Below are 24,914 nucleotides of genomic sequence, written 5' to 3' on the forward strand. Positions count from 1 at the left end.
ACGGAGGAACTCCCACTCCTCATCAGACAGCTCATGACGACGTATCACCCGACCATGATCCACCACGCAAGATCAATTGAAGACACGCCCTAGGGAGGCGACCAGACAGATGGTGCCGATGATCGCCGAGCTTCTGGTGCGGAATTTCACCGTGATCCTCCTGGAGGCGGTGGATCGGCAGGTCGAGCGGCTGCCGGGGGCCTGTCGTGGGGTGCTGACCGCCCCGGCACACGACCTGAGTGGGGGGATGGTGTGCTCCTGGTTGCGGATGAGGGTACTGGGACACCGTCATTTGGTATAGACCAGCTGCGTCGGGAGCGAGGGATCAACTTCGCCGCGTCGACGTGGCATTGACAGTCCCGAAGTTGGGCGCGACGGTGAGAGTTCTTCTGACCCGATACCGGAGGTCGTCCCTTGCCCGGTTCGTCAGTACCCCCTTCGGACACCGGCCTCGTCGCACGCGTACGCGAGCTGAAGCCGCTCGTCCGCTCGCACGCCGCACGCGCGGAGCAGCAGCGGCGGGTGACGGGCGAGGTCGTCGAGGCGCTCGCCGGCGCCGGGATCCAGCGGATGAACATCCCCCGGCACTACGGGGGTTACCAGACCCCGCTGCGGACCCAGATCGAGGCGCTGAGCGAGATCTCCGCCGCGTGCGGGTCGGCCGGGTACATGGCGGTGATCCAGGGCGGGACCCCGTACGTCGCGGCCCTGTTCCCCGACGAGGCCCAGGACGAGATTTTCGCCAGTCCCGACGTACGGGTCGGTGGCACGCTCGTCCCCGGCTCGAAAGCCGTTCCCGTGGACGGCGGCTATGTGGTGAACGGGAAATCCCCCTTCGCGACCGGCTGCCAGGACGCCGACTGGCATCTGCTGACCGCGCTGGACGACACCGGGGAAGGCCCGCCGGAGATGCTCTGGCTGGCGATCCCCATGACCGATCTCAAGGTGCTGGACGACTGGGATGTCACCGGTCTGACCGGAAGCGGCAGCAACACCGTCGTCGCCCAGGATGTCCAGGTGCCCGCCCATCGTGTCCTGCGGGTGGCGCCGTTACTGGAGGGCAGGTTCCCGTCGCGGCGCAGCAGCGCCGACCCGTTCTACGGGGCGGCGCAGCAGCGCCGACCCGTTCTACGGGCTGCCGGTGATGCTGCTGTTCTGTGCCTGGACGGCCGCGAGCGCCCTCGGTCTGGGACGGGCGGCACTGGTGGAGTTCGGCGAGCGCATCCACCGGCGGGGCATCACGTACACCATCTACGAGCGCCAGCACGAGGCCCCGGTGACCCATCTCCAGTTCGCCGAGGCCGAGCTGAAGGTCTCCGCCGCGGAACTGCTCACCGCGGAAATCCTGGGGCTGATCGAATCCAAGACGGCTGGCAAAGAGCCGTACACGACGCGGGAGCGGGCCCGGGTCAGGGCGCAGTGCGGGTATCTGGCCCGGCTCTGCAAGGAGGCGGCCGATCTGATCGGGTCCGCTTCAGGTGCCTCGTCCCTGCACCGGGAGGTGCCGATCCAGCGGATCGTACGGGACCTGAACGCCCTGAACGTGCACTCGTTCGTCAACCCCGCCGCCAACCTGGAGCTGTACGGCAGGCTGCTGTCGGGGCTCGACGCTGGGACGCCCTTCGTCTAGGAACGGGACGACGGTCCTCCCGTCGTCCCGTTCCTGTCGTGCGGCGGTGTCAGGCCGCCGTCGCCTCCCGTACCGCCCGTACCAGCGCCGCGTTGTCCTCGGCGACCGTTCCGTCGGGCAGGGTCGTGCCGTCCTCGAAGCCGATGCGGGTCTGGTGGCCGTCCTCGGCGGCGGCCCGGACCAGGGGCCAGACCGTGGCGCCCTCGCCGTGGTAGAGGAACGGGCAGGTCACGCCCGCGGCGACGATCCGCTCCGCCATCGCGCGGGCCGCGGCGACCGCCTTCTCGGGGTCCTCCTCCACCGGCTCGATCAGGATGCGTACGTTGTCGTGCAGGGTGGGTGAGGCGAGCAGGGCGGGGACGTCGTCCATCGTCCAGACGGCGCTTTCGAGGATCATGCCGCGTTCCACCACCAGTTCGGCGGTCTCGGTCGCGCCCTCCTCGCAGAAGGCGACGGACGCGAAGTCGGGCAGTACGTCCCAGGACTTGACCAGTTCGTAGCGCTCCTCGGGGCCGGAGCAGGTCCACAGGCCGGTGGTGGTGCCGACCACGGCGCCGGGGGCGGCGGCGCGGATCGCGCGCAGCACCTCGGCGAGCGCGTCGGGGCGGATGGTCTGGCCGCCGTCCGGGGTGCGCACAGGGAAGTGGACGATGTCCGCTCCGGCGGTGAGCACCGCCGCGGTGTCGGTGGCGATCTGCTCCGCGGTGACCGGGACGGTGGGGTGCTCGGTCCGGGAGCGCCCGCCGTTGACGGCGGCTTTCAGAAACACGGTGGTCCTACCTTTCAAGGGTGGTTGCTCTGGTCATTCGTAAGATCGGAGGGCCCAGGGGCTCTGGGTATGGCTGTCACGGTGGCGCCGGTTCGACGGCTCAAAGGACTTGGCCGCCCGGAGCCCCGCGACGACTCGACCGCCAATTGGGAGACGCGACTCGATCGCTGCTGTAGGACAACGTCGGCGAGGTCGTCTGCGGGTGACAGGTGAGACGACGAACTGGCGGAGGTGGCCGTGCCCGAGATCTGGGCCGGAGTGGACATCGGCAAGGAACACCACCACTGCGTGGTGATCAACACGGACGGTGAGCGGTTGCTGTCCCGCCGGGTCCTGAACGACGAGACCGAGCTGCTCCAGCTCATCGGCGATGTCCTGGCGATATCCACCGACGTACTGTGGGCTGTCGACCTCAACCACGGCGGCGCTGCCCTGCTGATCGGCCTGCTCCTCAGCCACGGCCAGCCCATGGCCTACCTCACCGGCCTGGCGGTCCACCGGGCCTCGGCCACCTACAAGGGCGAGGGCAAGACCGACGCGAAGGACGCCTTCGTCATCGCCGACCAGGCTCGCGTCCGCCGAGACCTCGGCCTGCTGCGGCCCGGCGACGAGATCGCCGTCGACCTCCGCACACTGACGACACGACGCCTGGACGTGGTCTTCGACCGCACCCGGCAGATCAACCGCCTTCGGGCTCAACTCCTTGAGATGTTCCGGGAGGTGGAGCGGTCTCTGGAACTCGTCAACAAAGGGCCGGTCATGCTGCTGACCGGTTACCAGACCCCAGCCGCGATCCGCCGGGCAGGCGCGAAGCGGATCGAGACCTGGCTGAAGAATCGCAAGGTCCGCGGCGCCGCCGCGCTTGCTCGCACGGCCATCGAGGCCGCCCAGGCCCAGCAGACCGCGCTGCCCGGCGAGACACTGGCCGCCGCTATGGTGGCCCGCCTCGCGAAGGGGGTGATGGCCCTCGATGAGGAGATCGCCGAACTCGACGCCCTGATCGAAGCCAAGTTTCGCGAGCATCCGCATGCCGAGGTGATCCGCAGCCTGCCCGGCATGGGCCCCAGGCTCGGTGCCGAGTCCGCAGCAGACATGAATGAGGCTGCGGAGCAGGACCGATGGGCGTCCGCAGAAGCGGGGGCACGCGGGAAGGTCAGCGGGTCACCTTCAGCACCCGTCGGGTGCCGCGGTGATGTTCCCGTCGGCGGGCGGCGGAACAGCGCTTTCGTTCTTCAGCAGGTACCAGCGGGGATTGCCTTCCACCACCCGACCGCTGTCCGCGTGCGCCAGTTCGCCGTGAGCAGTGCCTGCTCGACAGGCCCGACCACAGCGATCAGTGCTGGAGAAGGTGTCGGCGTCACCACGGCCCCTCCTTGATCGCTTCGGGGCCCGGCCTGGTCCTGGCCCGTCGGACACCTGGCCGGGGGCGTGGCCGTCGTCGAGCAGGAGAACGCCGACGTCCTCGGGATCTCCAGCCTGACACCGCCTCAGCCAGCGGGATGACCGCGCTCGCCCTGGCCGTGGCCGCCCTGCGGGCGGACGAGTGCCCGGCGGCGCTCGTCGGCGGGGTGTTCGTACTGTGCGACCGGGCCCGGCCGCTGGACGCCGCCGCCGACGGATACATACGCGGCGAGGGCGCCGTCTGCCTGCTGCTCAAACCGCCGGAGGCGGCGCTCGCCGACGACGATCCCGTCTACGGAGAAGGCGAGAGCGGACCCCGCGCCCGCAGGACCGTCAGAACACGAGGGGGCACGGGAGAGGGCGGACACTGACGGGACGCCCGCGCGGGCCACAAGGCCGAATGCCTCTCGGTGAGGAATGACGGCGGTCTCCGTCCGGCTCTCTCCATGGCGGGTTTCCGCGGTGAACCCGCATCCGCACACCAGCCGACTCGCGGCATTCCTCTCCTCGGATCCCAACCAGCCCAAGGCGGAAACACGCGAGCTGAAGACATGAACCAGACGTCCTGGCCAACGGCGGCAAGCGGTGGGCCTGTCTGGACTACGTCACCGGCACCCATGGTCGTTCTTCATCTGTGTGCGGAGAGGAAGTCGAGGATATGCCCGAAGACGTCGAGGGCTGCGCCGCGGCCGATGAACGTGTCGAGGTGGCCGTATCCGGGAATCTCGGCGTAGGTCACGTCCAGCAAGGGCTGGCGCCGGGCCAGGACGTCACGGCAGAGTTTCTGGGAGTCGAGCCACAGGCCGTTCTCGCTTCCGGACAGGAGCAGGAGCGGTGTGTCGATACGCCCGGCGGCGTCCAGGGCGTTCTGGGGCAGTGTGCGGTAGCGGTGGTCCGTGTCGTTCCAGCGGACCACGGTGCGGGCCAGTTCGATGCGGCGCAGATGCGGCACGGTCCAGAGCGGGGCGGGACCGAGGAGTTCGGCGAGGCGGTCGTGAGTGGTCTCGGTCAGGTGCTGGTGCGTGAAGAGCGAGGCACCGGTGCCCCACGCCGAGTTGTGCAGGATCTGGCAGGTGGGGTCCGGGCAGGACGCGTTGCGTGAGGCCCAGGCGAACAGCGGGGAGTACTTCGACCACAGGCCCACCTTGCGGAAGTCGACGGGGATGTGGTCGACGCGGTTCTTCAGCAGTTCCGCGGCCAGGTTCATCAGCAGTGACGTGCGGCCCGCCAGCTTGGGCGTCAGGAACACACCCTGCGACACCACGCCCGCCAGGCCCGGCACCAGCCCGGCTGTCAGGCTCATCGACAGGGCGAGGGAGCCGATGCAGTGGGCGACGACGAACAGCGGCCGGTCGGTGCCGAGCCGGGTGCGGATCTGCGAGACGGCCGCGGGGATGTCGTACAGGGCCACGTCGTCGTAGGTGTAGCGTCCGCCGTTCTCGTTGTACGGCAGCCGGCAGCTTCCCCTCCAGTCCAGGAGCCAGGGCTCGTAGCCGTCGTCGAGGAGGACGTCGACGAGGTTGCGGGTCTCGGGCAGCAGGAACATGTCGCTGGAGGCGGTGTGGCCGTGCAGCAGCAGGACGGCGGGGCGGTCCCGGGCGCCGCTGTCGATCCGGGTGAGACCAACGCGGACGCCGTCGTCTGCCGTAAAGGGGATCTCTTCGACCCGGGCGGGGTCGAGCCGGTGGCGCAGCGGGCGCAGGACCGTGGTGGTGCGTACCCGGCGCAGGGCCGGCCGGGGGGTCGCGGAGGCCGTTCTGAAGATCATCGGTGGTCCTCCGTGGACGTCGTGGAGGTGGTTGTTCCGCGGCGCAGTTCGAGGATGTCGGCGGCGGCGCGGGCGAAGGGGGCGACCATGCCGCGGCCGATCTCCAGGCCGAACCAGGTGAGCCAGGTGAGCTTCGCGGCCCGCTTCTCCTGGGAGGTGAGACGTGGATCGACACGGATACCGTCGATCTGTTCGCGGACGTAACTGCCGGCGGGTACGACGACCTCGCCGGTCAGGCTCATGGGTTCGCTCTCACGGCCGATCCCGATGGTCAGCGTGCGGGTCTGACGCCACACGTCGCGGCGGGCGCGGGCGTACTTGTGTCCTTCCAGCCACCAGACGCCTCCGTCGGTGTCGCGCAGCCGGAGACGGTAGCGGAGCAGTGGATGGCGTATGCCGTGCCGGTTCGGGATGCCCTCCTCGGGTCGGACCCAGATGTCGCCGTGCTCGACAACGAGTGGTTCTGGGTGCACTGCGCCGCAGGTCAGCAGGCCTGCGACATCGATCCGGCGGTCCCGGACGAGTTGGTGCATGCTCGCGATGGACAGGGTCAGCGCCATCGCGCAGGGGGTGTCGGGGGTGGTGCCGTTCGGGCCTACGGTGCCCTCGATGGTCTCGGGGAACCACAGGTAGGGCTGGTCGGTCCGGTGCGGGAGCCGGCTGAGACCGTCCTCCGCCAGCCGCTCGAACGTGGAGAGCTGTGCCCGGGAGTCGTAGCGGGCCGGGGCGGGCAGGTCCAGTGCCTTCGTGAGGGTGCGGGTGCGGTCGTCGCGGGCGGCGGGTCCCTTGAGTGTGGCCTCGCAGAGCTTGAGGGCCGTGGGGCTGCGCAGCACCTTCGTCAGGAAGTCGAGCCCAGGCACCGGTTCGGCTTCGAGCCGGGCCAGCACTTTGCTCCGCCACTCGTCCCAGTCCTGCACGCGTACGTTCATACCGCCCTGGGCCATGTCGCGTACGACGTCGTCGAGGGTGCTGGGCACGCCGGTGAGGTGGTAGTCGTAGCCCCAGGCGTCGGGCTCGCAGACCACGGCGGTGACCATGCGGCTCACCCAGTCGACGGGCGCCGCGTTGAGGTGGCGGAAGGCCGGGACCGTGCGGAAGCGGGCGAAGGCCGAGATGAAGCCGCTGCTGAGGTCCTGGGGGTTGTGGGCGCCGGTTCTGGTGTGGCCGCCGATGCCTCCGGGTCGCAGGGCGCTGACGGCCAGTCCGCGGTCGCGGGCACGGCGCAGGGCGGCCTCGGCCACCCACTTGGTCTGGTCGTAGCCGGATATGAGGCGGTCGGGGTGGGCGAGAGGGTCGTCCTCGCCCATGGAGGTGATGCCGACCTGGTTGAAGACGGCGATCGAGGAGATGTGGTGCAGCGGCTTGGGTCGTCCCGTGGCGGCGAGTTCGGCCAGGGTCAGGGTGCCCAGGACATTGCTGGCGCGCAGGGAGTGGTAGCCGCGCAGAAAGTCCACTGCGGCGGCTGCGCCCACCACGCTGTCGAGTTTCTGGGCCAGGTCGTTCCAGACATCGTCGGGCAGGCCCAGGTGGGGCCGGCGGATGTCGCCGGGCAGGACGGTGACGCGGCGGCGGATCTCCCTGGACCACGGCAGGTGGTAGCTGCGCAGGGCCGTGCCGAGTCTGTCGAGCGCGGCCTCCTCGTCGGCGGCGCGGACCAGACAGTGGAGGTGGGCGTCGCTGTTGCGGAGCAGGTCGAGGAGCAGGTGGCTGCCGAGGAACCCGGTGGCGCCGGTCAGCAGGATCCGGCGTGGCGGTGACGGATCGGGATCGTCGACGAGGGGCAGCCGGTCGGGGAGGGTGAGGTCGGCCAGCATCTGGTCGAGATCCTCGCGGCGGGCCCTGGTGTAGGGGGGGACGGGTGTGCGGGCCGCGGGGGCCGGTGCCGGGACGGTCGGGGGGTGGGGCGCGGCGGGGTCGGCTTCAAGCCAGCGCCGGGCGATGCTGCGGGGGCGGGCGTCGGCGAACACCTCGTCCAGGTCGGTCCTGAGGTCCAGGTCGTGCTCCAGCGCGGCGACCAGTTCCACGGCGCTCACGGAGGTGCCGCCGGCGTCGAAGAAGTCGGTGTCGGGGGTCAGATGACCGGCGGGCAGGTGCCGTCCGGCCACGGCGGTGACGGCGGCGGCGAGGGAGTCGAGGCCGGTCGGAGGGGAGGCGGCGTCCTGTGCTGTGGGCGCTGCCGGTTCCTGCTCCGGTGTCGGTGGTCCGGCCGTCGCGGGCAGGACTTCGGCCAGCAGGTCGTTCACGCTGGGCCCGTCGTCCCATTCGATCGACTGCGCCGTCGCGTGCCGGTCGGCGTAGGCCGACGCCTCGTCGTTCATGTCACGCATGGGACACCTTCACGGTGTGCGCCGTCCTTTCGTCCGTGCCGGGTCCCCGGACCGCGGCAGGTGTTGTCACTGGTGCCGCCAGGAGCGGAAGAGCCGCAGGTCTTCGGGGGTGACCACGGTTTCCAGGCGGTCACCGTCCGGGGCGGCGCCGCCGAGCGCGGCCAGGAGTCCGCGGGCCGGCGCGTTGCGCGGTGTGCGCTCGGCCGTGAACCGGACCGCGCCCCGGTCGAGTTCCCGCGCGCGGCCGGCCAGCCATTGCAGCAGGTGTTCCTCGATGCCCCGGCCGAGCGCCCGGCAGCTCATCAGCCAGCCCTGCACGTCGATCGGGTCACCGTCCACGCGGATCGCGAGCAGGCCGATCAGGCCGTAGTCGCCGAACCGGTCGCGGGCCGAGGCGGTCCAGACCTCGCCGGTCTCCCGCCAGCGGGTGAGGTCACCGTCGTCGGCGGACCGGGCACGCAGGGTGAACTGATGGGTGCGGCGCAGGAGTTGTTCGGCCCGTGGGACGTCGGTCTCCGCCAGGGGACGGATGTCTACCTGGAGTTCCAGTTGCGCGAGGAACTCCTCGAACTCCGCACCGGTGCGCGCACGGATCGCGTCCCGTCGGCGTTCCTGGTCGTAGAAGCCGGCTCGCAGGGTGTCCTCGGCGGTGGCCGGGGCCGGGACGAGCGGCCACAGCCGGCCCAGGAACTCCGTCAGGGCGTCGCCCGGGGGGCAGGTCACCGACAGCACCTGTGGCAGCGCGCCGCGCATTCTCGCGATCTCGGTCGGGTTGTCGTCCAGGAACAGAAAGCTGTCCAGGCCGAGATTGAGGCTGTGGGCTATGGCGGTGACACGTTCGGGCTTGGGGGTCCAGGCGGCGGAGAGCACACTGAAGTGCTCCGGCTTCAGCGGGCTGTCGGATCTTCCGAGGACGGCCCGGACGGTGTCCTCGTCGTTGTTGCTGACCAGGGCGAGCAGGGTGCCTGCGGCCCGCCACCGCAGCAGCTTGCGGGCCAGCAGCGCGCGCGGGCCGGTCAGATCCACGGCCTCCGGTCCGATCTCGCCGGCCACCCCGCCCCACAGGGTCTCGTCGCCGTCGACGGCGATCACCTTCGGGACGGGCCGCCGGACGGCGTTGACGGCCTGGGTGATCCGCAGGGCCAGGGCGGCCTGGAAGGGCGGGGTGAACGGAAGGTGCGCGTGCCGTTCGGTGCGCTCGTCGAAGGGCCCGGCGGCCTGGTGCGGCCGGGGCCATTCGTCCATGTCGAGGACCGCTATGCCGGGTGACCGGGCCAGTTCGGCGGCGACCTCGCGTTCCCAGTCTGCGAGCCGTTCCTCGGTTCGCGCGCTCGGCGGGAATCCGACGATCAGCGGCTTGCGGGTGCGTTCGGCGAGGGCCCGCAGCGCGGCCGGGTAGGCGGCGCGCAGTTCGTCGAGGAGGGCGGTGTCCAGGGGGCCGAACCGCTGGAGGTCCACCGCGCGCAGCAGCACCACGGCTACTGATGTGGTGGGGTCGGCCAGGACGCCCGAGGGGTCCCGCAGGCTCGCCAGCACATGGTGGTAGGGAGCTTGCGTCACGGTCAGGCCCCCGCCGTGTGATGCCTCCGCCTTGAGGGCGGCCTCGCACATCGCCGGGAGGTGGCCGAGGGTGAAGGTGGCGGCGAGGGCGAGCGTGCCGCGCGATGCCGGGCGGGGCACAGCGCCCGCCGGGGGCGGGGGCGGAGGTGCGGTTGCGGTCGTGCGCACCGGCGCCGTGGCGTCCCGTGCTGTCTCGGCGAGCAGGCTGACCAGGTCCGCGCCCAACTCGGCGGTGGCCGCCGCGTCGAGGATGTCGAGGTTGTGGTCGAGCCGCAGGGTTCCCGTGTCGGGGCTCATGATGATCATCAGGTCGAGGTCGGACCAGCCGGTCCCGGCAGGCAGCACATCGAGGCCCGTCAGGGCGCCGGCCGAGGAGCGGATGAAGTTGAAGTACACCTCGACGAGCGGAGCGTCGGCGCGGTGCAGGCCCTCCTCGGCCAGTACGGGCAGGACGTCGCTGAACATCGCGCCCGGGGCGAGGATCGTCGCGAGGCGGTGGTCGGTGCGCCGCAGCACGTCCTCGACCCGCTCCTCGGGCCGCGCCTCGGCCGGGAAGGGCACGGGGACACCGAAGAAGCCCACCGCGTCGACGGTGTCGGCGTGGATGCGGGTGTCCACGGGTACCGCGAGCACGAAGCGCTCGCGTTCACGGCGCCTGGCGAGCAGCACGGTCAGCGCGCCCAGGCAGAACGCGGCCGGTGTCACGGCGAGCCGGCCGGCCGCCGCGGTGACGCGTTCCATGAGTGCGTCGGGGATCGGCACGGTGACACTGCCGGCGCGGTAGGAGCGGGTCTTCGGGCGCGGTCGGCTCAGGGTGAGGTCCAGTCTGGCGCTGTCCCGGAACGCCTCGCGCCATTCGGCTGTCGTGGCGCGGGGCCGTCCTGTGCGCTGGGTCTCGACGAGCAGGTCGATGTCCCGGTTGGTGACGGTGCTGTCGAGGGGGGCGCCGGACAGGCCGGTGTCGATCTCCGCCGCCACCAGCAGCAGTGACTGCAGGTCGCTCACCGCGTGGTGCGCGCCGAACACCAGGATCTGGCCGCGGTCCGGGGAGTCCAGCATCTCGAACCGCCACAGGGGCGCGCGCGTCAGATCGAAGGGCTCCTCCATCAGTCGCCGCAGGCCATCGGTGGCGTCGGGCTCCTCGTCGGCGGGCAGACGTCTCCAGCGCAGCAGGGACCGTGCCGCCTCCCGGGACACCCGCATCTGCTTCCTGCCGTCGCCGTCGGTGACGATCGCGGTGCGCAGGGCGGCGTGGCGTGCGGCCAGGCCGGCGAGAACACCGCCGAGGGTCTCCCGAGTGGTCGGCCGTCCGAGCCGGACGGCCAGGCCGACGGTGTGGGCGGCGTCGGGTACGCCGGGGCGGGCGCTGCGCAGCAGCCGCAGGATGTCACGGGTCGCCGGGCGCAGTTCGCTCGCGGGGGGCGCGGCCACCTCGGCGGGCGCGGCTGCGGCCTGTGACTGCTTCTGGGGCGCTGTGGTGCCGGGGGCGGGGAGGGCCTCGGTCAGGGCGCGGACCAGCGCACGGACGTCGGGTGCGGAGAACACCGCAGCGGTCCGGACCTCGGCGCCGAGTTCGCGGGCGAAGGTGTTGCGCAGGCGCACCAGCATGAGGGAGTCCAGGCCGAGTTCCTTCAGGGCTGTGGCCGCCGAGGTGACCGCGGCTCCGCCGGACACCTCGCTGATCCTGGCTCTGACATAGGCTTCGAGGCGGTGTTCGCGCTCCTCGCCCGTGCCCGCCGCGAGCGCCCGGGTGACGAGCGGGTCCCCCGGTTCCGCCGTGGCCGGCGGGACGGTCACCAGGTCGGCCAGGATCTGCCGGGTGCTGTGGATGTCCCTGCCGGAGGAGAGCGTGCCGATGTCCAGCGCGAGAGGTGCGAGCTGGCGGCGGGCGCTGGGCAGCATCCGGGTGAACAGCTCACCGCCGGCCCGGGGGGAGAACGCGATCAGTCCGTCGGTGCCGGTGCCGGCGGCCATGCCGACGTCGGCCCAGGTCCCCCAGTCCAGGCTGAGCGCCCGGCGCCGGGCGTGGGAGAGGTGGTGCGCCCAGGCGTCCAGGAAGGCGTTGGCCGCCGCGTAGTGGCTCTGCCCGGCCGAGCCGAGCAGACCGGCGGCCGACGCGAACAGCACCAGGTCCCCGGCCTCGGGGACGAGTTCGGTGAGCAGGGCGGTGCCCAGGACCTTGGGTGCGAGGACGGCCCGGACGCGGTCGGCGGTCAGACCGGCGAGGCCGACGTCGTCGATCACACCGGCCGCGTGGACGACCATGGCGATCGGGCCGGCTTCTCGGCGTACGCCGTCCAGGGCGGACACCAGCGCGTCGCGGTCGGCGACGTCGGCGCGGGCCACGTGTACGCGCGCCCCGCGCTGTTCGAGCCCCGCGATCCAGGCGGCTGCGTCGTCGCCGGGGGTGCCGCGGCCCATCAGGGCCAGTCGGCGCACACCCCCCTCGACCAGCCGCTCGGCGACGACCCGGCCGAGCCCGCCCAGACCGCCGGTGACCAGGTACACACCGTCCGGGCCGAGGGAGCCGTGGCCGCCGTCGTCGGGACGGGTGCGGGTCAGCCGCGGCAGCAGACGCCCGGTGTCGCGCAGGGCGACGAGACGTTCGTCGTCCGCGTGCCGCAGCTGCCTCCACAGGGCGTCGGCGCCGCCGGTGGACGGCAGATCGATCAGGGTGGTCGCGAACTCGGGGTGTTCCTGGGCCACGGTCAGCGCGAAGCCCCAGGCGAGTGCCTGCTCGGGACGGGTGACGTCACGGCTGTCCGTGGCGGCCTGGCTGCCGCGTACGACGACGAACAGCCGGGGCGCAGGGCCCTGGGGCCGGGCGGTGAGGGCGCGCACCAGGTTCAGGGGCGCCAGGCAGCACAGCCGGGCCGCTTCTTCGGCCGTGTGCGGGTCCTGGACGGGCGGGGCGTCGAGTGCCGTCAGCTGGACCACCCGCTCGGGTGGTCCGGCCGGGAACGCTTCGTCGAGCAGCAGTGACACCTGCTCGGGGGCGGCGGGGTCGAGGACATACCGGCCGGGGCCGGCGGCGCCGAACTCCGTTCCGCGGCAGGCCACGACATACGGCGCCTGCGCGGCGTCGAGCCGCTCGGCGAGCGCATCGGCCACACCCGTCGTGTCGGCGAGGATCAGCCAGGCGCCCGCGCCGGCCGGGGTACCGGCGGCGGGAGCCGGCTGCCAGCGGGTCTCGAACAGGGGGGTGTCAGGTGGGAGCGCGGTCACCTCGAACTCCCCGATCTCCCACAGGAGGTGTCCGCTCTCGTCGTACAGCCGCAGGTCGAAGGTGACCGCGTCGGCGGCCGTCGAGCGCAGTTCGCAGGTCACCCACGTCGGCCGGGCGGCGTGTGCGGTGCGACGGAGCCGGCCGACCCGGGCGGGGACGAACGTCCCGTCGGGCGGCGCCTGGCCGGGCACGGCACACAGGTGGAAGGCGGCGTCGAGGACTGCGGGGTGCAGCAGGTGGCCCGAGGCGGGCCTGGGGACGAGCCGGCCGACGGCCGCGTCGGAGGTGCGGCGGGCCTCCTCCAGGTTGCGGAAACCGGGGCCGTAGTCGATGCCGCGGGCGGCGAGGCCGGCGTACACCTCGGCCAGGTCAGCCTGGTCCGCGCACCGTTCCCGCCCTTCGCCGAGTCCCGGATCGCTCCCGGCCGCGACGGCGGTCAGCCGTCCCCGCACATGTTTTTCCCATCCGGTGGGTCCTGGGGCCACGGGACCGGAGGAGATGGTGAAGTCCCAGGCCCCGTCCCCGTTCGGGCGCAGGACGAGCTGGAGCCGGACCGGCGTGTGGATGTCCAGTCGCAGCGGCCGTACGAAGCGGACGTCGCTCAGACCGGTCCCGGCGTCCTGTCCGAGCGAGGCCGCGGCCTCCAGTGTCATGGCGAGGAAGGCGGCGGCGGGCAGCCAGATCTCGCCGTCGACACGATGGTCGGCGAGGTAGGCGAAGCGCTCGTCGCGCAGGTCGAGTTCGGTCTGGAAGAGGTGACGGCCGGGTTCGTCACTTGACTCCAGGTGGGTTCCGAGCAGGGGCGAGCCGGGGCCTGCCGGGGCGGAGGCGGGGGGCGCCGCCAGCCAGTGGCGTTCGCGGGTGAAGGCGTAGCCGGGCAGGTCGACCCGGCGCCCGGCGGGGTGGAGCACCGTCCAGTCGGGGTCGTGTCCGGCTGTGTACAGCTCGCCCAGCCGGCGCAGCAGCGCGTCATGGCCGTCGTCGTCGCGCCGCAGGGAGGCGACGGTGACCGCGTTGACGCCGGCCTCGGCCGCCACCGCCTCGATGGAGGCGCCCAGCGAGGGGTGGGGGCTCAGCTCCACGAAGTACCGGTAGCCGTCGTCGAGCATCCGCCGGACAGTGTCGGCGAAGCGGACCGGGCTGCGGAGGTTGGCGAACCAGTACGCGGCGTCCAGCCGGTGGCCGGGCAGCGGCTCCGCGTCCACGGTGGAGTACAGCGGAACCGGGCTGTCGTCGCCACGCACCTGGGCGAAGCGGGCGAGGAGGTCCGCGCGCAGGGGTTCCATCAGCGGGGTGTGGGAGGCGAACGGCGTGGACAGCCGCCGGAGGGGAACGCCTGCCTCCGTGAGCCGCCGGGTGAGGTCGGTGAGGGCCCGCGCTTCGCCGGAGACGGCGGTGGAGTGGGGGCTGTTGACCGCGGCGACGAAGAGCAGTCCGGCGTAGGGAGCGAGGAACTCCTCGGTCTGCGGCCGGGGCAGCCCGACCGAGATCATGCCACCCTCGCCGGCCAGTGGTGCGACCGCCCGCGCCCGGCCGGTGATCACGGTGACGGCGTCGTCCAGGCTCAGGGCGCCCGTGCTGTAGGCGGCGGCGATCTCGCCGAGACTGTGCCCGGCCACCGCGTCCGGGAGGACACCGAGGGCGCGCCACGCGGCGGCCAGCGAGGCCCCGACGGCGAACAGCACGGGCTGGAGGACATCGGTCCGTTCCAGGCCGGCCGTGTCCCCGCTGTGCAGAGCGTCCAGCACGGACCAGCCGGCCTGTCGGTGCACGGCCGCGTCGATCCGGGCCAGTTCCTCGCGGAACGCCTCCGACTCGGCCGCGAGCCGCACGCCCATGCCCGGCCACTGGCCGCCGTGCCCGGCGAAGACGAACGCTGTCCTGCCGCCCGGCTCGTCACGGGCCGGGCCGGGCCCGGTCGTGCCCGTGGCCAGTCCTCGCAGAGCGGATCGCAGTTCGCCGGGGTCGCGGGCGACGAATGCGGCACGCCGCTCGAAGTGGCCGCGGTGCCGGGCCAGGGTGTGGGCGAGGCCGGGCAGTGGTGTGTCCTCGGTGACGTGCGCGGCCAGTCGGGCCGCCTGGCGCCGCAGGGCGCTCTCGCCCCGGCCGGAGAGCACGAACAGATGTTTGCCGGGCGACGGCGCGGGCGCCGGCCGGGGGGCGGGCGTGGGCGCCTCCTCGACGACGACGTGGGCGTTGGTGCCGCCGATACCGAAAGCGCTGACCCCGGCCCGGCGGACGCGTTCCGCCCGCGTCCAGGCGACCGGCCGGTGCAGCAGCCGCAACCCGGAGCCGTCCCAGTCGACATGGCGGCTGGGCGGGTCGGCGTGCAGGGTGCGCGGCAGGGTCTCGTGGCGCAGCGCCTGGACCACCTTGATCAGCCCGGCCACTCCTGAAGCGGCCAGCGCGTGACCGATGTTGGACTTCAGGGAGCCGAGGCAAAGGAGGCGGTCCCTGTCCCGTCCGGCGCCGAAGACGGCGGCCAGGGCGTTCGCCTCGATGGGGTCACCGAGCGCGGTGCCGGTGCCGTGCGCCTCCACGTAGTCGATGTCGCCGGGAGCCAGCCCGGACAGTTCCAGGGCCCGCCGGATCACCTGTTCCTGCGCCGGACCGTTCGGCGCGGACAGTCCCTGGCTGCGGCCGTCCTGGTTGACGGCGGTGCCACGGAGCACGGCCAGCACTTCGTCTCCGTCGCGGTGGGCGTCCCTGAGCCGCTTGAGCACGACCATTCCGGCTCCCTCCGCCCACACGGTGCCGTCGGCGGCGTCGGAGAAGGAGCGGCAGCGGGCCGTCGGGGACAGCGCGCGCAGCCGGCTGAACTCGACGAAGACCTGTGGTGTCACCATCAGCGTGACCCCGCCGGCGAGCGCGAGATCGCACTCGCCCGCGCGCAGCGCCTGCGCCGCGAGATGGATGGACACCAGCGACGAGGAGCAGGCCGTGTCCACGCTCAGCGCGGGCCCGTTCAGGCCGAGGGTATAGGCGAGCCGGCCCGAGGCGACCCCGGCGGCACTGCCGGTCCCGGTGTAGCCGTCCAGCCGGTCGAGGCTGGCTCCGGAGAGGTAGTCGCTGCCTGTCATGCCGATGTACACGCCGGTGGTGCTGCCCGCCAGTTCGGCGGGGACGAGCCCGGCCGCCTCCAGCGCTTCCCAGGCGGTCTCCAGCAGCAGCCGCTGCTGCGGGTCCATGGCGGCGGCCTCCTTCGGGGTGATGCCGAAGAACTCCGCGTCGAAGGACGCTATGTCGTCGAGGAAGCCGCCCTGCGTCACATACGTCTTGCCCGGAGCGTCCGGGTCGGAGTCGTACAGCGATGCCACGTCCCAGCGGTCGGCGGGGAAGGGACCGACCGCATCGCGGCCCTCGGCGATCAGCCGCCACAGGTCTTCGGGGTCGTTGACGCCGCCGGGCAGACGGCAGGCCATCCCGACCAGCGCCAGCGGCTCGTCGGCGGCCGGCGGTAGCACGTCCACCGGCTTTCGGGCCGGCGGGGGTGAGGTGCCGGGGGTCGCGAGAACCGTGCGCAGCAGGTGGCCGGCGAGCCGGTCCGGGGTGGGGTGGTCGAACAGCACGGTGGCCGGGAGCACGGCACCGATGCGGGCGGCGATGCGGTTGCGCAGCTCGACGGCCGTCAGCGAGTCGAGGCCGAGTTCGCGCAGCGGCCGGTCGGGCCGGACGGTGTCCGCGCCGGGCAGAGCGAGTACCCGGGCGGCCTCCGCGCGGATGAGGTCGAGTACCTGGAGGGCACGCTGCTCCTCGGGGAGGGCGGCCAGCCGCTCGGTCGGGCCGGTGCCGTCGGGTGCGTTCCGGGCGGCCGTGCGCCGGGCCGGTTCCCTCACCAGGCCGCGCAGCAGGTGCGGCACCGGTCGTGGCAGCCGGGCGGTGTCCAGCTTCAACGGTACGACTGTGCTCCGGCCGCTCGCCAGGGCGGCGTCGAGCAGCGTGAGTGCCTCCTGCGCGGTGAGGGTGCCGGCACCCTCGCGTGCCAGGCGCTCCAGGTGGGTGCCGGTGAGGTGGCCGGTCATGCCGCTGGCGGGTGCCCACAGGCCCCAGGCCAGGGACAGCGCGGGGCGGCCGACCGCACGGCGGCGTTCGGCGAGGGCGTCCAGGGCCGCGTTGGCGGCGGCGTACCCGGCCTGGCCGGGAGTGCCGACGACACCGGCCGCCGAGGAGAACAGCACGAACTGGGCGAGGTCGAGGCCCGCGGTCAGCTCGTCCAGGACCAGGGCGGCCTCCGCCTTGGGCCGCAGCACCGCGGTCAGCCGCTCGGGGGTCAGGTCCTCGATCACCGCGTCGTCGAGCACCCCGGCCGTGTGGATCACGGTGGTCAGCGGATGCCGTTCCGGTATGCCCGCCAGCAGGGCGGCGACGGCCTGCCGGTCGGACACGTCGCAGGCGGCGACGGTGACGGTGGCGCCGGACTCCTCAAGGTCCGCGACAAGTTGCGCCATGCCTTCGGCGCCGGAACCTCGTCGGCCGGCCAGCAGCAGGTGCCGTGCACCGTGCCCGGCGGCCAGGTGCCGGGCGACCAGCCCACCGAGTGTTCCGGTGGCGCCGGTGATGAGCACGGTCCCCTCGGGGTCCGGTGTCCGTGGCAGGGTCAGCACCACCTTGCCGACATTGCGGCCCCTGCTCAGATGACGCCAGGCGTCGGCCGCCTGCCGCACGTCCCACACGGACACCGGGGGCGGGGTCAGCGTTCCGGCGGCGAACAGCCGGAGCACCTCCGCGAGCATCGTCCCCATGCGCTCGGGGCCGGCCTCGCGCAGGTCGAAGGCCCGGTACCGGACGCCGGGGCACTCGTCGGCGTCCCGGATGCCGGTCTTGCCCATCTCCACGAACCGGCCCCCGGCCACCAGGGTGCGCAGTGAGGCGTCGACGAAGGCGCCGGACAGCGCGTTGAGCACGACGTCGACGCCCCGTCCCGCGGTGGCCTCGCGGAAGCGCTGCTCGAAGTCCAGGTCGCGGGAGGAGGCGATGTGCCCGGCGTCCAGGCCCTGGCTCCTCAGCGCCGCCCACTTGCCGGGACTGGCGGTCCCGAACACCTCGGCGCCCAGGTGGCGTGCGAGCTGCACCGCCGCGGTGCCCACCCCGCCTGCGGCGGCGTGCACCAGCACGGACTCGCCCGTCTCCAGTCGGGCGAGGTCCACCAGGGCGTAGTAGGCGGTGAGGTACGCCATCGGCACCGAGGCTCCTCGCACGTACGACCAGTTCTCGGGCATCTTCGCCAGCATCCGCGCGTCCGCGACGGCCACCGGCGCGAAGGCGTCCCCGAGAGTGAGGCCCAGTACCCGGTCCCCGGGAGTGAACTGCGTGACTTCGGGCCCGGTCTCCAGGACCTCACCGGCGAGTTCCCAGCCCGGTCCGGCCTCCTCGATCATGTGCAGCGCGATCAGCGCGTCCAGGTAGTTGAGGCCGGCCGCCCGCACGGCGATCCTCACCTCACCCGCCGCGAGGGGCCGTTCGGCCTCGGGGTGCGGCACCAGCACCAGGCCGTCCAGCGATCCCCCGACCCCTGCGGTCAGCCGCCAGGCGGCGGTCCCGGCGGGCGGGACCAGGGTGCTTTGCCCGCTCACGGATGCCAGCCGGGGGGCGAGCAGCCGCCCGGCACGCACGGCGAGCCGCGGTTCGCCGGTGGCCGATGCCGCCGCGGCGGCCCAGGCGCTGCCGTCCGCTCCGGTGCCGGTGTCCGTGTCGCCGCCCGGTTCGCCGTCGACGAGTACGAGGCGTCCGGGGTGTTCGGCCTGCGCGGACCGGACCAGCCCCCATACGGCGGCCTGGCCGGGGTCGGGTGCGGCGTCCGCGGGACCGGTCGCCACCGCGCCCCGGGTGACCAGCACCAGCCGGTCGTCGGCGTGGCGGTCGGAGCCGAGCCAGTCCTGGAGTACGGACAGTGCGCCGGCCACGGTCTCCGGCGTGCGGTCCGCGACGGCGACCTGCGCCACGGTCGTGCCGCCGGGGACCGGGGCGCTGCCGAACCCCTCGGCCACCGTGGTCCATTCGACCTCGTAGAGGGAGTCCGAGCGGCGTGCTCCGGCGGCCGGGGTGTCGCCCGCCGCGCGCAGCCGCAGCGCGCGGACGGTGACGACCGGGGCTCCGGTGGTGTCGGTGGCGAGGAGCGCGAACTCGTCGGCCCCGGTGGTGCGCAGACGGACCCGTAGCCGGGAGGCGCCGGTGGCGTGCAGGCGCACACCGGACCAGGCGAACGGCAGCAGGGGTGGGCGGTGGGCGTCGGCGCGGGCGGACCCGTCGCCCGCCCGAAGGGCGTGCAGGGCGGCGTCGAACAGTGCCGGGTGCAGGCCGAAGCCGTCCGTGCCGCCGGTGAGCGGTTCGGGAAGCTCGACCTCGGCGAAGATGTCGTCACCGGCCCGCCACGCCGCCCGCAGACCGCGGAAGGCGGGGCCGTGGCCGTAGCCGGTGCCGTGGAACCCGTCGTAGAGGTTCTCGGTGGGCAGGGGGAGGGCCCCGGGCGGCGGCCACGCGGTCAGGTCGTCGGCGGGCGGGGTCGGGCCCGTGGCGAGGGTGCCGGAGGCGTGCCGGGTCCAGCCCGTGCCGCCCGGTACGGCATCCGGGCCGGTATCGGGGCCGGACAGGATGGTGAGGCGGCGGCTGTCGCCGTCCGGGGCCTCGACAAGGACCTGGAGGCGGATCTCGTCGTCGGGGGCGAGGACCAGCGGGGTGTGCAGGACGAGTTCTTCGACGACCGGGCAGCCCGCCTGGTCTCCGGCGCGCACGGCGAGGTCGACCAGGGCGGTTGCGGGCAGCAGGATCGTGCCGTCCACCCGGTGGTCGGCGAGCCACGGGTGGGCGTGGAGCGAGAGCCGCCCGGTCAGCAGCCACTGCCCGGTGTCGGCCACCGTGACGGCAGAGGTCAGCAGGGCGTGCCCGGTGCTGTCGGGTCCGGCGGCGCTCCCGGGCTCGCTCCAGTGGCGCTCCCGGTCGAAGGCGTACGTCGGCAGGTCGGCCGGCCGCCCGGATCCGGGCACGAGGCGGTGCCAGTCGACCGGCCCTCCGTGGACGTGGAGTTCGGCGATCTCCTGGTCGAGACAGGCGGGGCCGTCCTCGTCACGACGCAGGGAGCCGACGGCGACCAGGCTGTCGGCGACGGTGTGCAGGGCCGTGAGCAGTGACGGGTGGGGGCTGAGTTCGACGAAGTACCGGAAGCCGTCGGCTGCCATGCGGGCGGCGGTGGGCGCAAAGAGGACAGGCCGGCGGAGGTTGCGGTACCAGTAGCCGGCGTCGAGGTCCGCGGCGACGGGTTCGCCGGTGACGGTGGAGTACCAGGTGACCGGGGTGGGGGTGGCGGTGATGCCGTCGAGGTCGCCGAGGAGCCCGGTGCGCACCGGTTCGACATGGGCGCTGTGGGAGGCGTAGTCGACGTCGAGGCGGCGGACGAAGACCTGTTCCCGTTCGAGGCCGGAGAGCAGGTCCTCGATGTGTCCGGCGTCACCGGCGACCACGGTCGAGCGGTCGCTGTTGAGGGCGGCGACCGAGACGTGGTCCTGGAGGCCCGCGAGGCGGGCCTCGGTCTCGGCGCGCGGCAGGCCCACGACGGCCATGGTGCCGGTGCCTGACAGTCCGGTCAGCGCCCGGCTGCGCAGGGCGATGACGGCGGCGGCATCGTCGAGGCCGAGCGCTCCGGCGACACAGGCCGCCGCGACCTCACCCTGGCTGTGCCCGATCACGGCGTCGGGGCGCACGCCACGGGACCGCCACACGGCGGCCAGTGACACCATCACGGCGAACAGCGCCGGCTGGACGACCGCCACTCCGGCCAGTTCGGGGGCGCCCTCATCGCCGCGCAGCACCGCGGCCACGGACCAGCCGGTGAACGGTCGCAGCGCGATGTCGCAGCGGTCGAGTTCGTCGGCGAAGACCGGATCACGGTCGAGCAGGTCACGGGCCATGCCGGTCCACTGGGTGCCCTGGCCCGGGAAGACGAACGCCACCTTGCCCGTGGGTCCGGCCCGGTGTGGCCCGGCGACCGGGTCGTCCGGCCCGGTCCGCTCCGCAGCCAGCCCACGGAGCGTGGCGAGCAGTGCGGCGTGGTCACCGGCCCGTACGACGGCCCGGTGCTCGAAGTGGGTGCGATGCCGCGCCAGCGTGGCGGCCACGGCGGACAGCGGAAGGTCCCGGGTCGTGTCGAGGGCCTCGGCGAGCCGTCCGGCCTGTGCGCGAAGGGCGGGCCGGGTCCGCGCGGAGAGCGGGAAGAGGCGGGGCCGGTTCCCGGGGCCCGCCGGGCGCGGAGCCGCCGGGCTCGCGTCGGCGGCCGGGCCCTTGCCGCCCGTGGCCGGCGGACCGGTGCCGTCTGTCCGGGGCCGGTCTGCGTCGCCCGCCTGGGGGGACAGGTCCGCTGGAGGCTCCTCCAGCACCACGTGCGCGTTGGTACCGCTGATCCCGAACGCGCTCACTCCAGCACGGCGGGTCCGGTCACCGTCCCGGGGCCAGTCCCGGGCATCGGTCAGAACCCGCAGGCCGGTCGTCTCCCAGGCGATGCGGTCGGTCGGGGTGTCGGCGTGCAGGGACGCCGGGAGCCGTTCCCGGTCAAGGGCCAGGACCGTCTTGATCACACCGGCGATGCCCGCGGCTGCCTGGGTGTGACCGATGCTGGACTTCAGCGATCCGATGTCCAGGGGCCGGCCGGCGGGGCGTCCGGGACCGAACACGGCGGCCAGGGCGCGTACCTCGACGGGGTCTCCGAGGGGGGTGCCGGTGCCGTGCGCCTCGACGTAGTCGATGTCCTCGGGCCGCAGTCCGGCCGCGTCCAGGGCCGCCCGCACCACCCGTTCCTGGGCGGGACCGCTGGGAGCGCTCAGCCCCTGGCTGCGGCCGTCCTGGTTGACCGCGCTCCCCTTGATCACCGCGAGCACCCGGTCGCCGTCGCGGCGCGCGTCCGCCAGCCGCTTGAGCAGCACCAGGCCGCAGCCCTCCGCCCACACCACGCCGTCCGCCCCGGCCCCGAACGGGCTGCACCGCCCGGAGGGCGACAGACCGCGCAGCCGGCTGAACTCGACATGTCCGCGCGCCGTGACCATCAGGCTGGCGCCGCCCGCCAGCGCCAGGTCGCACTCACCGCCCGCCAGCGCCCGTGCCGCCAGGTGCAGAGCGACCAGGGACGAGGAGCATGCGGTGTCGACGGTGACCGCCGGCCCCTGGAGGCCGAGGGTGTAGGCGATGCGTCCGGAGGCCACGCTGGACGCCGTCCCGGTGCCGACGTGTCCGTCGAGGCGGCCGAGCGGGGCCGCGGCGAGGTATCCGCTGTCGTACAGGCCGACGTAGACACCCGTGGAACTGCCGTTCAGTGCGCCCGGGACGATACCGGCGCGCTCCAGCGTCTCCCAGGCGGTCTCCAGAAGCAGCCGCTGCTGCGGGTCCATGGCGGCGGCCTCGCGCGGGGATATCCCGAAGAAGGCCGCGTCGAAGCGGTCGATGTCACTCAGGTAGCCGCCGCGCAGCGAGTAGGCGGTGCCGGTGGCTTCAGGGTCGGGATCGTACAGGTCTTGGGTGTTCCAGCGGCCTTCCGGGACCTCGCGCAGAGCGTCCTCGCCTGCGTCCAGCAGCCGCCACAGCGCCTCGGGATCGCCGGCGTTCCCCGGTAAGCGGCAGGCCATGGAGATGATGGCGATGGCGTCGTCCGGGCCGTCCCCGGCCGGAGCCGGCCGGTGCCGTGCGCTCGTCACAGCAGGGACCGGTGTGGTAGCGCACACGGCCGCGGCGAGCGCGGCGGCCGTGGGGTGATCGAAGAGCAGCGCGGGATCCAGCATGTGGCCGACGACTGTGGACAGCTCCGCGATCAGGGTCACCAGTTGCCTTGACCCCAGACCGAGTTCGGCCAGTGGCCGGTCCGGGCCGACGGTCAGCGGGTCGTGCCCCGCGGCCTCGGCGGCGGCCGAGACCAGCCAGTCCCGCACTCCTTCCGGCGTGACGGCGACGGGTGTGCCGGACCGATTCTGGAACTCGCTGGCAGACATGAGGAAGGCGGCCTCCTGAACTCGGGTTCGGGCGAACGCCCGAGAGGGACTCGCAACGCCGGGCGGCACGGTGTGGCTCGGGCGCCCACTCCGGACCGGAGGGGCGGCGGGCAGGGCCACCCGTACGGTGGCGGGACGTGTCAGTCGGCGGGCACGCTGATCGTGTCGAGAGTGCCGTCCAGGTAGGCCGCCCGGGTCGCACGGCGCTGGATCTTGCCGCTGGACGTCTTGGGGATCGTGCCGGGCCGTACGAGCACGACATCGCGCACATGCACATCGTGCGCCTGGGCGATGCTGCCCCGCACCAGGCCGGTGATCTCCCGGACCCGGTGCGCAGCCGCGTCCGGCACGGCCTCGGCGACCAGGACGATCTGCTCCCCCAGCGGTGCCCCGTCCGCGTCCTCGCCCCCGTCGACCGGGAAGGCGGCCGTGCAACCCGGGCGCAGCGCCGGATGGGATATCTCCGCCGACAGTTCGAGGTCCTGCGCGTAGTGGTTGCGGCCGTCGACGATGATCAGGTCCTTCAGGCGGCCGGTGACGAACAGTTCGCCGTCGCGCAGGAACCCGAGGTCACCGGTGCGCAGGAATCGGCCTTCCCGGCCGGCCAGTGTGGCGCGGAAAGCCTCCCGGGTGGCAAGGGCGTTGCGCCAGTACCCCCGGGCGACACTCGCGCCCGCCAGCCAGATCTCGCCGGTCTCGCCCTCGGCGACCTCCTCGTGCCGTTCCGGGTCGGCGATCACCACGCTCATCCCGGGCCCAGGCCTGCCGACACCGACGACTGCGGCATCGGCTACGCCACCGTGCGGCCCGGCGGCCTCGGCCGCGAGCAGGACCGGCGCCTCGTCCGGGGAACCGCCGGTGACCATCAGGGTAGCTTCGGCCAGGCCGTAGCACGGGTAGAGGGACTCCCTGCGCAAGCCTGCCGGGGCGAAGGTCTCAGCGAACCGCCGCAGAGTCGCGGCCCGCACCGGTTCGGCCCCGTTGAAGGCGACCCGCCAGCGGCTGAGGTCCAGGCGGTCGAGGAGTTCGGGTGTGGCATGCCGCAGGCACAGTTCATAGGCGAAGTTGGGGGCGCCGCTGGTGTGCGGGCGGAACCGGCTGATCGCGGCCAGCCAGCGCTCGGGCTGCTGAAGGAAGTGCAGCGGGGAGAACAGCGTGGCGGTCGCGCCGAGGTGCAGGGAGTTCAGGACAGGGGCAATGAGGCCCATGTCGTGATACACGGGCAGCCAGCTCACGTACATCTCGCGGCCGTACTCGGCGACGGCATCGGGGGTGTGCCCCCACCGCTCGCTCAGGATACGTACGTTGTCCAGAAGGTTGCCATGAGTGACGATCACCCCCTTGGGGGAGGACGTGGAACCGGAGGTGTACTGGAGAAAGGCCACGGAGTCGAGGGTGAGGTCCGGCTCCCGCCAGTCGGCGGCGGCCTCGTCGGGGATGTCCTCGGTGGACATACGCATGACGTCGGCCAGCTCCGGAACGTGCACGGTCATCGCGTCGAGATCGGAGATCACCTGACGGCTTCCCAAGAGGGCTTTCGCGTCCGCGTTCGCCAAGAGGCGTCTCAAGCGGGTCAGAGCACGGTGATTCTGCCTGCGGCCTCGCGGAAGCACCCCCGGGACGGCAACGACTCCGGCCGCGAGGCAGGCCAGGTAACCGCAGATGAACTCGATCCCGGCCGGGTACAACAGGATGGCGCGGCTCCCCCTGAGACCGTGCTCCTGAAGATGGGCGGCGATCGCCTTGGCACGCACGGCGAGGTGCCCGTACGTGATGCTCTGGATCTCTCCGTCGCAATCACCGCTGACGAGGAACCGGTAGGCGGTCTGGTCGGGCTGCCGCGAGGCATGTGCCAGGAGGTGATCTACCAGTGAACGGGTCATGCGAAGAATCTCACCCTGCCTGATTCGATCGGAGAGTCGGGGAGAGGCCGGCGTCCGCGCAGTCCAAGTGCCGTGCCCCGCGGGGGTACCGGCTGGCCCAGGTCGAGGAAGTCGTGGAGGGGGTGCCGTGGGTGGGTCCGGGGAGGGCGGCTCTTTGTGGCCGGGCACGCTCCGTGCGCGAACAGGCGCGGTCGCGGTGAGGGCGTGTCCCGGTCCGTGTGGTGGACCGGGATGTCCCTACGTTCGGGCGCCGAGGCCAACGCCCGCCCTGGGCAGGTGCCGTTGCCGCCCTAGGGCGTGTCTTCAATTGATCTTGCGTGGTGGATCATGGTCGGGTGATACGTCGTCATGAGCTGTCTGATGAGGAGTGGGAGTTCCTCCG

9 protein-coding genes and 1 pseudogene are annotated in these 24,914 nt (G+C 72.8%); 4 read left to right on the forward strand and 6 right to left on the reverse strand.

Annotation, left to right across the window (positions count from 1 at the left end; genetic code table 11):
• Window positions 1-522: 522 nt before the first annotated feature.
• Window positions 523-669 (forward strand): annotated as a pseudogene (locus tag ABZX40_RS40325) (flavin-dependent monooxygenase); the annotation flags it as partial.
• Here the strand turns inward: ABZX40_RS40325 and ABZX40_RS40330 are convergent.
• On the reverse strand, window positions 597-770 hold the full coding sequence (locus tag ABZX40_RS40330; protein ID WP_355750620.1) for a hypothetical protein: 174 nt from the start codon (window positions 768-770) through the stop codon (window positions 597-599). The pseudogene ABZX40_RS40325 and the gene ABZX40_RS40330 sit on opposite strands and share 73 nt — an antisense overlap.
• A 374-nt stretch (window positions 771-1,144) precedes the next feature.
• Between ABZX40_RS40330 and ABZX40_RS40335 the strand changes: the two genes are divergently transcribed.
• Complete coding sequence (locus ABZX40_RS40335) at window positions 1,145-1,630, forward strand: hypothetical protein (RefSeq protein WP_355750626.1); 486 nt, start codon at window positions 1,145-1,147, stop codon at window positions 1,628-1,630.
• Window positions 1,631-1,679: 49 nt separating this feature from the next.
• Here the strand turns inward: ABZX40_RS40335 and ABZX40_RS40340 are convergent, their stop codons facing one another.
• The gene (locus ABZX40_RS40340) at window positions 1,680-2,399 is read right to left on the reverse strand and encodes a 3-keto-5-aminohexanoate cleavage protein (protein WP_355750618.1); all 720 of its coding nucleotides are present in this window, start codon (window positions 2,397-2,399) and stop codon (window positions 1,680-1,682) included.
• A gap of 237 nt (window positions 2,400-2,636) precedes the next feature.
• Between ABZX40_RS40340 and ABZX40_RS40345 the strand changes: the two genes are divergently transcribed.
• The gene (locus ABZX40_RS40345) at window positions 2,637-3,776 is read left to right on the forward strand and encodes a transposase (protein ID WP_355750623.1); all 1,140 of its coding nucleotides are present in this window, start codon (window positions 2,637-2,639) and stop codon (window positions 3,774-3,776) included.
• Complete coding sequence (locus ABZX40_RS40350; RefSeq protein WP_355750615.1) at window positions 3,773-4,171, forward strand: beta-ketoacyl synthase N-terminal-like domain-containing protein; 399 nt, start codon at window positions 3,773-3,775, stop codon at window positions 4,169-4,171. The genes ABZX40_RS40345 and ABZX40_RS40350 overlap by 4 nt, the downstream gene beginning before the upstream one ends.
• 257 nt (window positions 4,172-4,428) lie before the next feature.
• Here the strand turns inward: ABZX40_RS40350 and ABZX40_RS40355 are convergent, their stop codons facing one another.
• From ABZX40_RS40355 to ABZX40_RS40370, 4 genes are all read right to left on the reverse strand, one after another.
• Window positions 4,429-5,568, reverse strand: a complete 1,140-nt coding sequence (locus tag ABZX40_RS40355; protein WP_355750613.1) for an alpha/beta fold hydrolase — start codon at window positions 5,566-5,568, stop codon at window positions 4,429-4,431.
• Window positions 5,565-7,895: a thioester reductase domain-containing protein gene (locus ABZX40_RS40360; protein WP_355750610.1), complete on the reverse strand. Its 2,331-nt coding sequence runs from the start codon at window positions 7,893-7,895 to the stop codon at window positions 5,565-5,567. The genes ABZX40_RS40355 and ABZX40_RS40360 overlap by 4 nt, the downstream gene beginning before the upstream one ends.
• Window positions 7,896-7,961: 66 nt before the next feature.
• Window positions 7,962-22,649, reverse strand: a complete 14,688-nt coding sequence (locus ABZX40_RS40365) for an SDR family NAD(P)-dependent oxidoreductase (RefSeq protein WP_355750608.1) — start codon at window positions 22,647-22,649, stop codon at window positions 7,962-7,964.
• A gap of 140 nt (window positions 22,650-22,789) precedes the next feature.
• The gene (locus tag ABZX40_RS40370; RefSeq protein ID WP_355750605.1) at window positions 22,790-24,532 is read right to left on the reverse strand and encodes a fatty acyl-AMP ligase; all 1,743 of its coding nucleotides are present in this window, start codon (window positions 24,530-24,532) and stop codon (window positions 22,790-22,792) included.
• Window positions 24,533-24,914 lie beyond the last annotated feature (382 nt).

The sequence above is a fragment of the Streptomyces sp. NPDC004610 genome (assembly GCF_040609715.1).
Classification (GTDB): domain Bacteria; phylum Actinomycetota; class Actinomycetes; order Streptomycetales; family Streptomycetaceae; genus Streptomyces.

Coding starts and splice junctions, on each gene's coding strand:
- ABZX40_RS40365 (WP_355750608.1), bottom strand. CDS start 22,649: ATGTCTGCCAGCGAGTTCCAGAATCGGTCCGGCACACCCGTCGCCGTC.
- ABZX40_RS40360 (WP_355750610.1), bottom strand. CDS start 7,895: ATGCGTGACATGAACGACGAGGCGTCGGCCTACGCCGACCGGCACGCG.
- ABZX40_RS40370 (WP_355750605.1), bottom strand. CDS start 24,532: ATGACCCGTTCACTGGTAGATCACCTCCTGGCACATGCCTCGCGGCAG.
- ABZX40_RS40335 (WP_355750626.1), top strand. CDS start 1,145: ATGCTGCTGTTCTGTGCCTGGACGGCCGCGAGCGCCCTCGGTCTGGGA.
- ABZX40_RS40355 (WP_355750613.1), bottom strand. CDS start 5,568: ATGATCTTCAGAACGGCCTCCGCGACCCCCCGGCCGGCCCTGCGCCGG.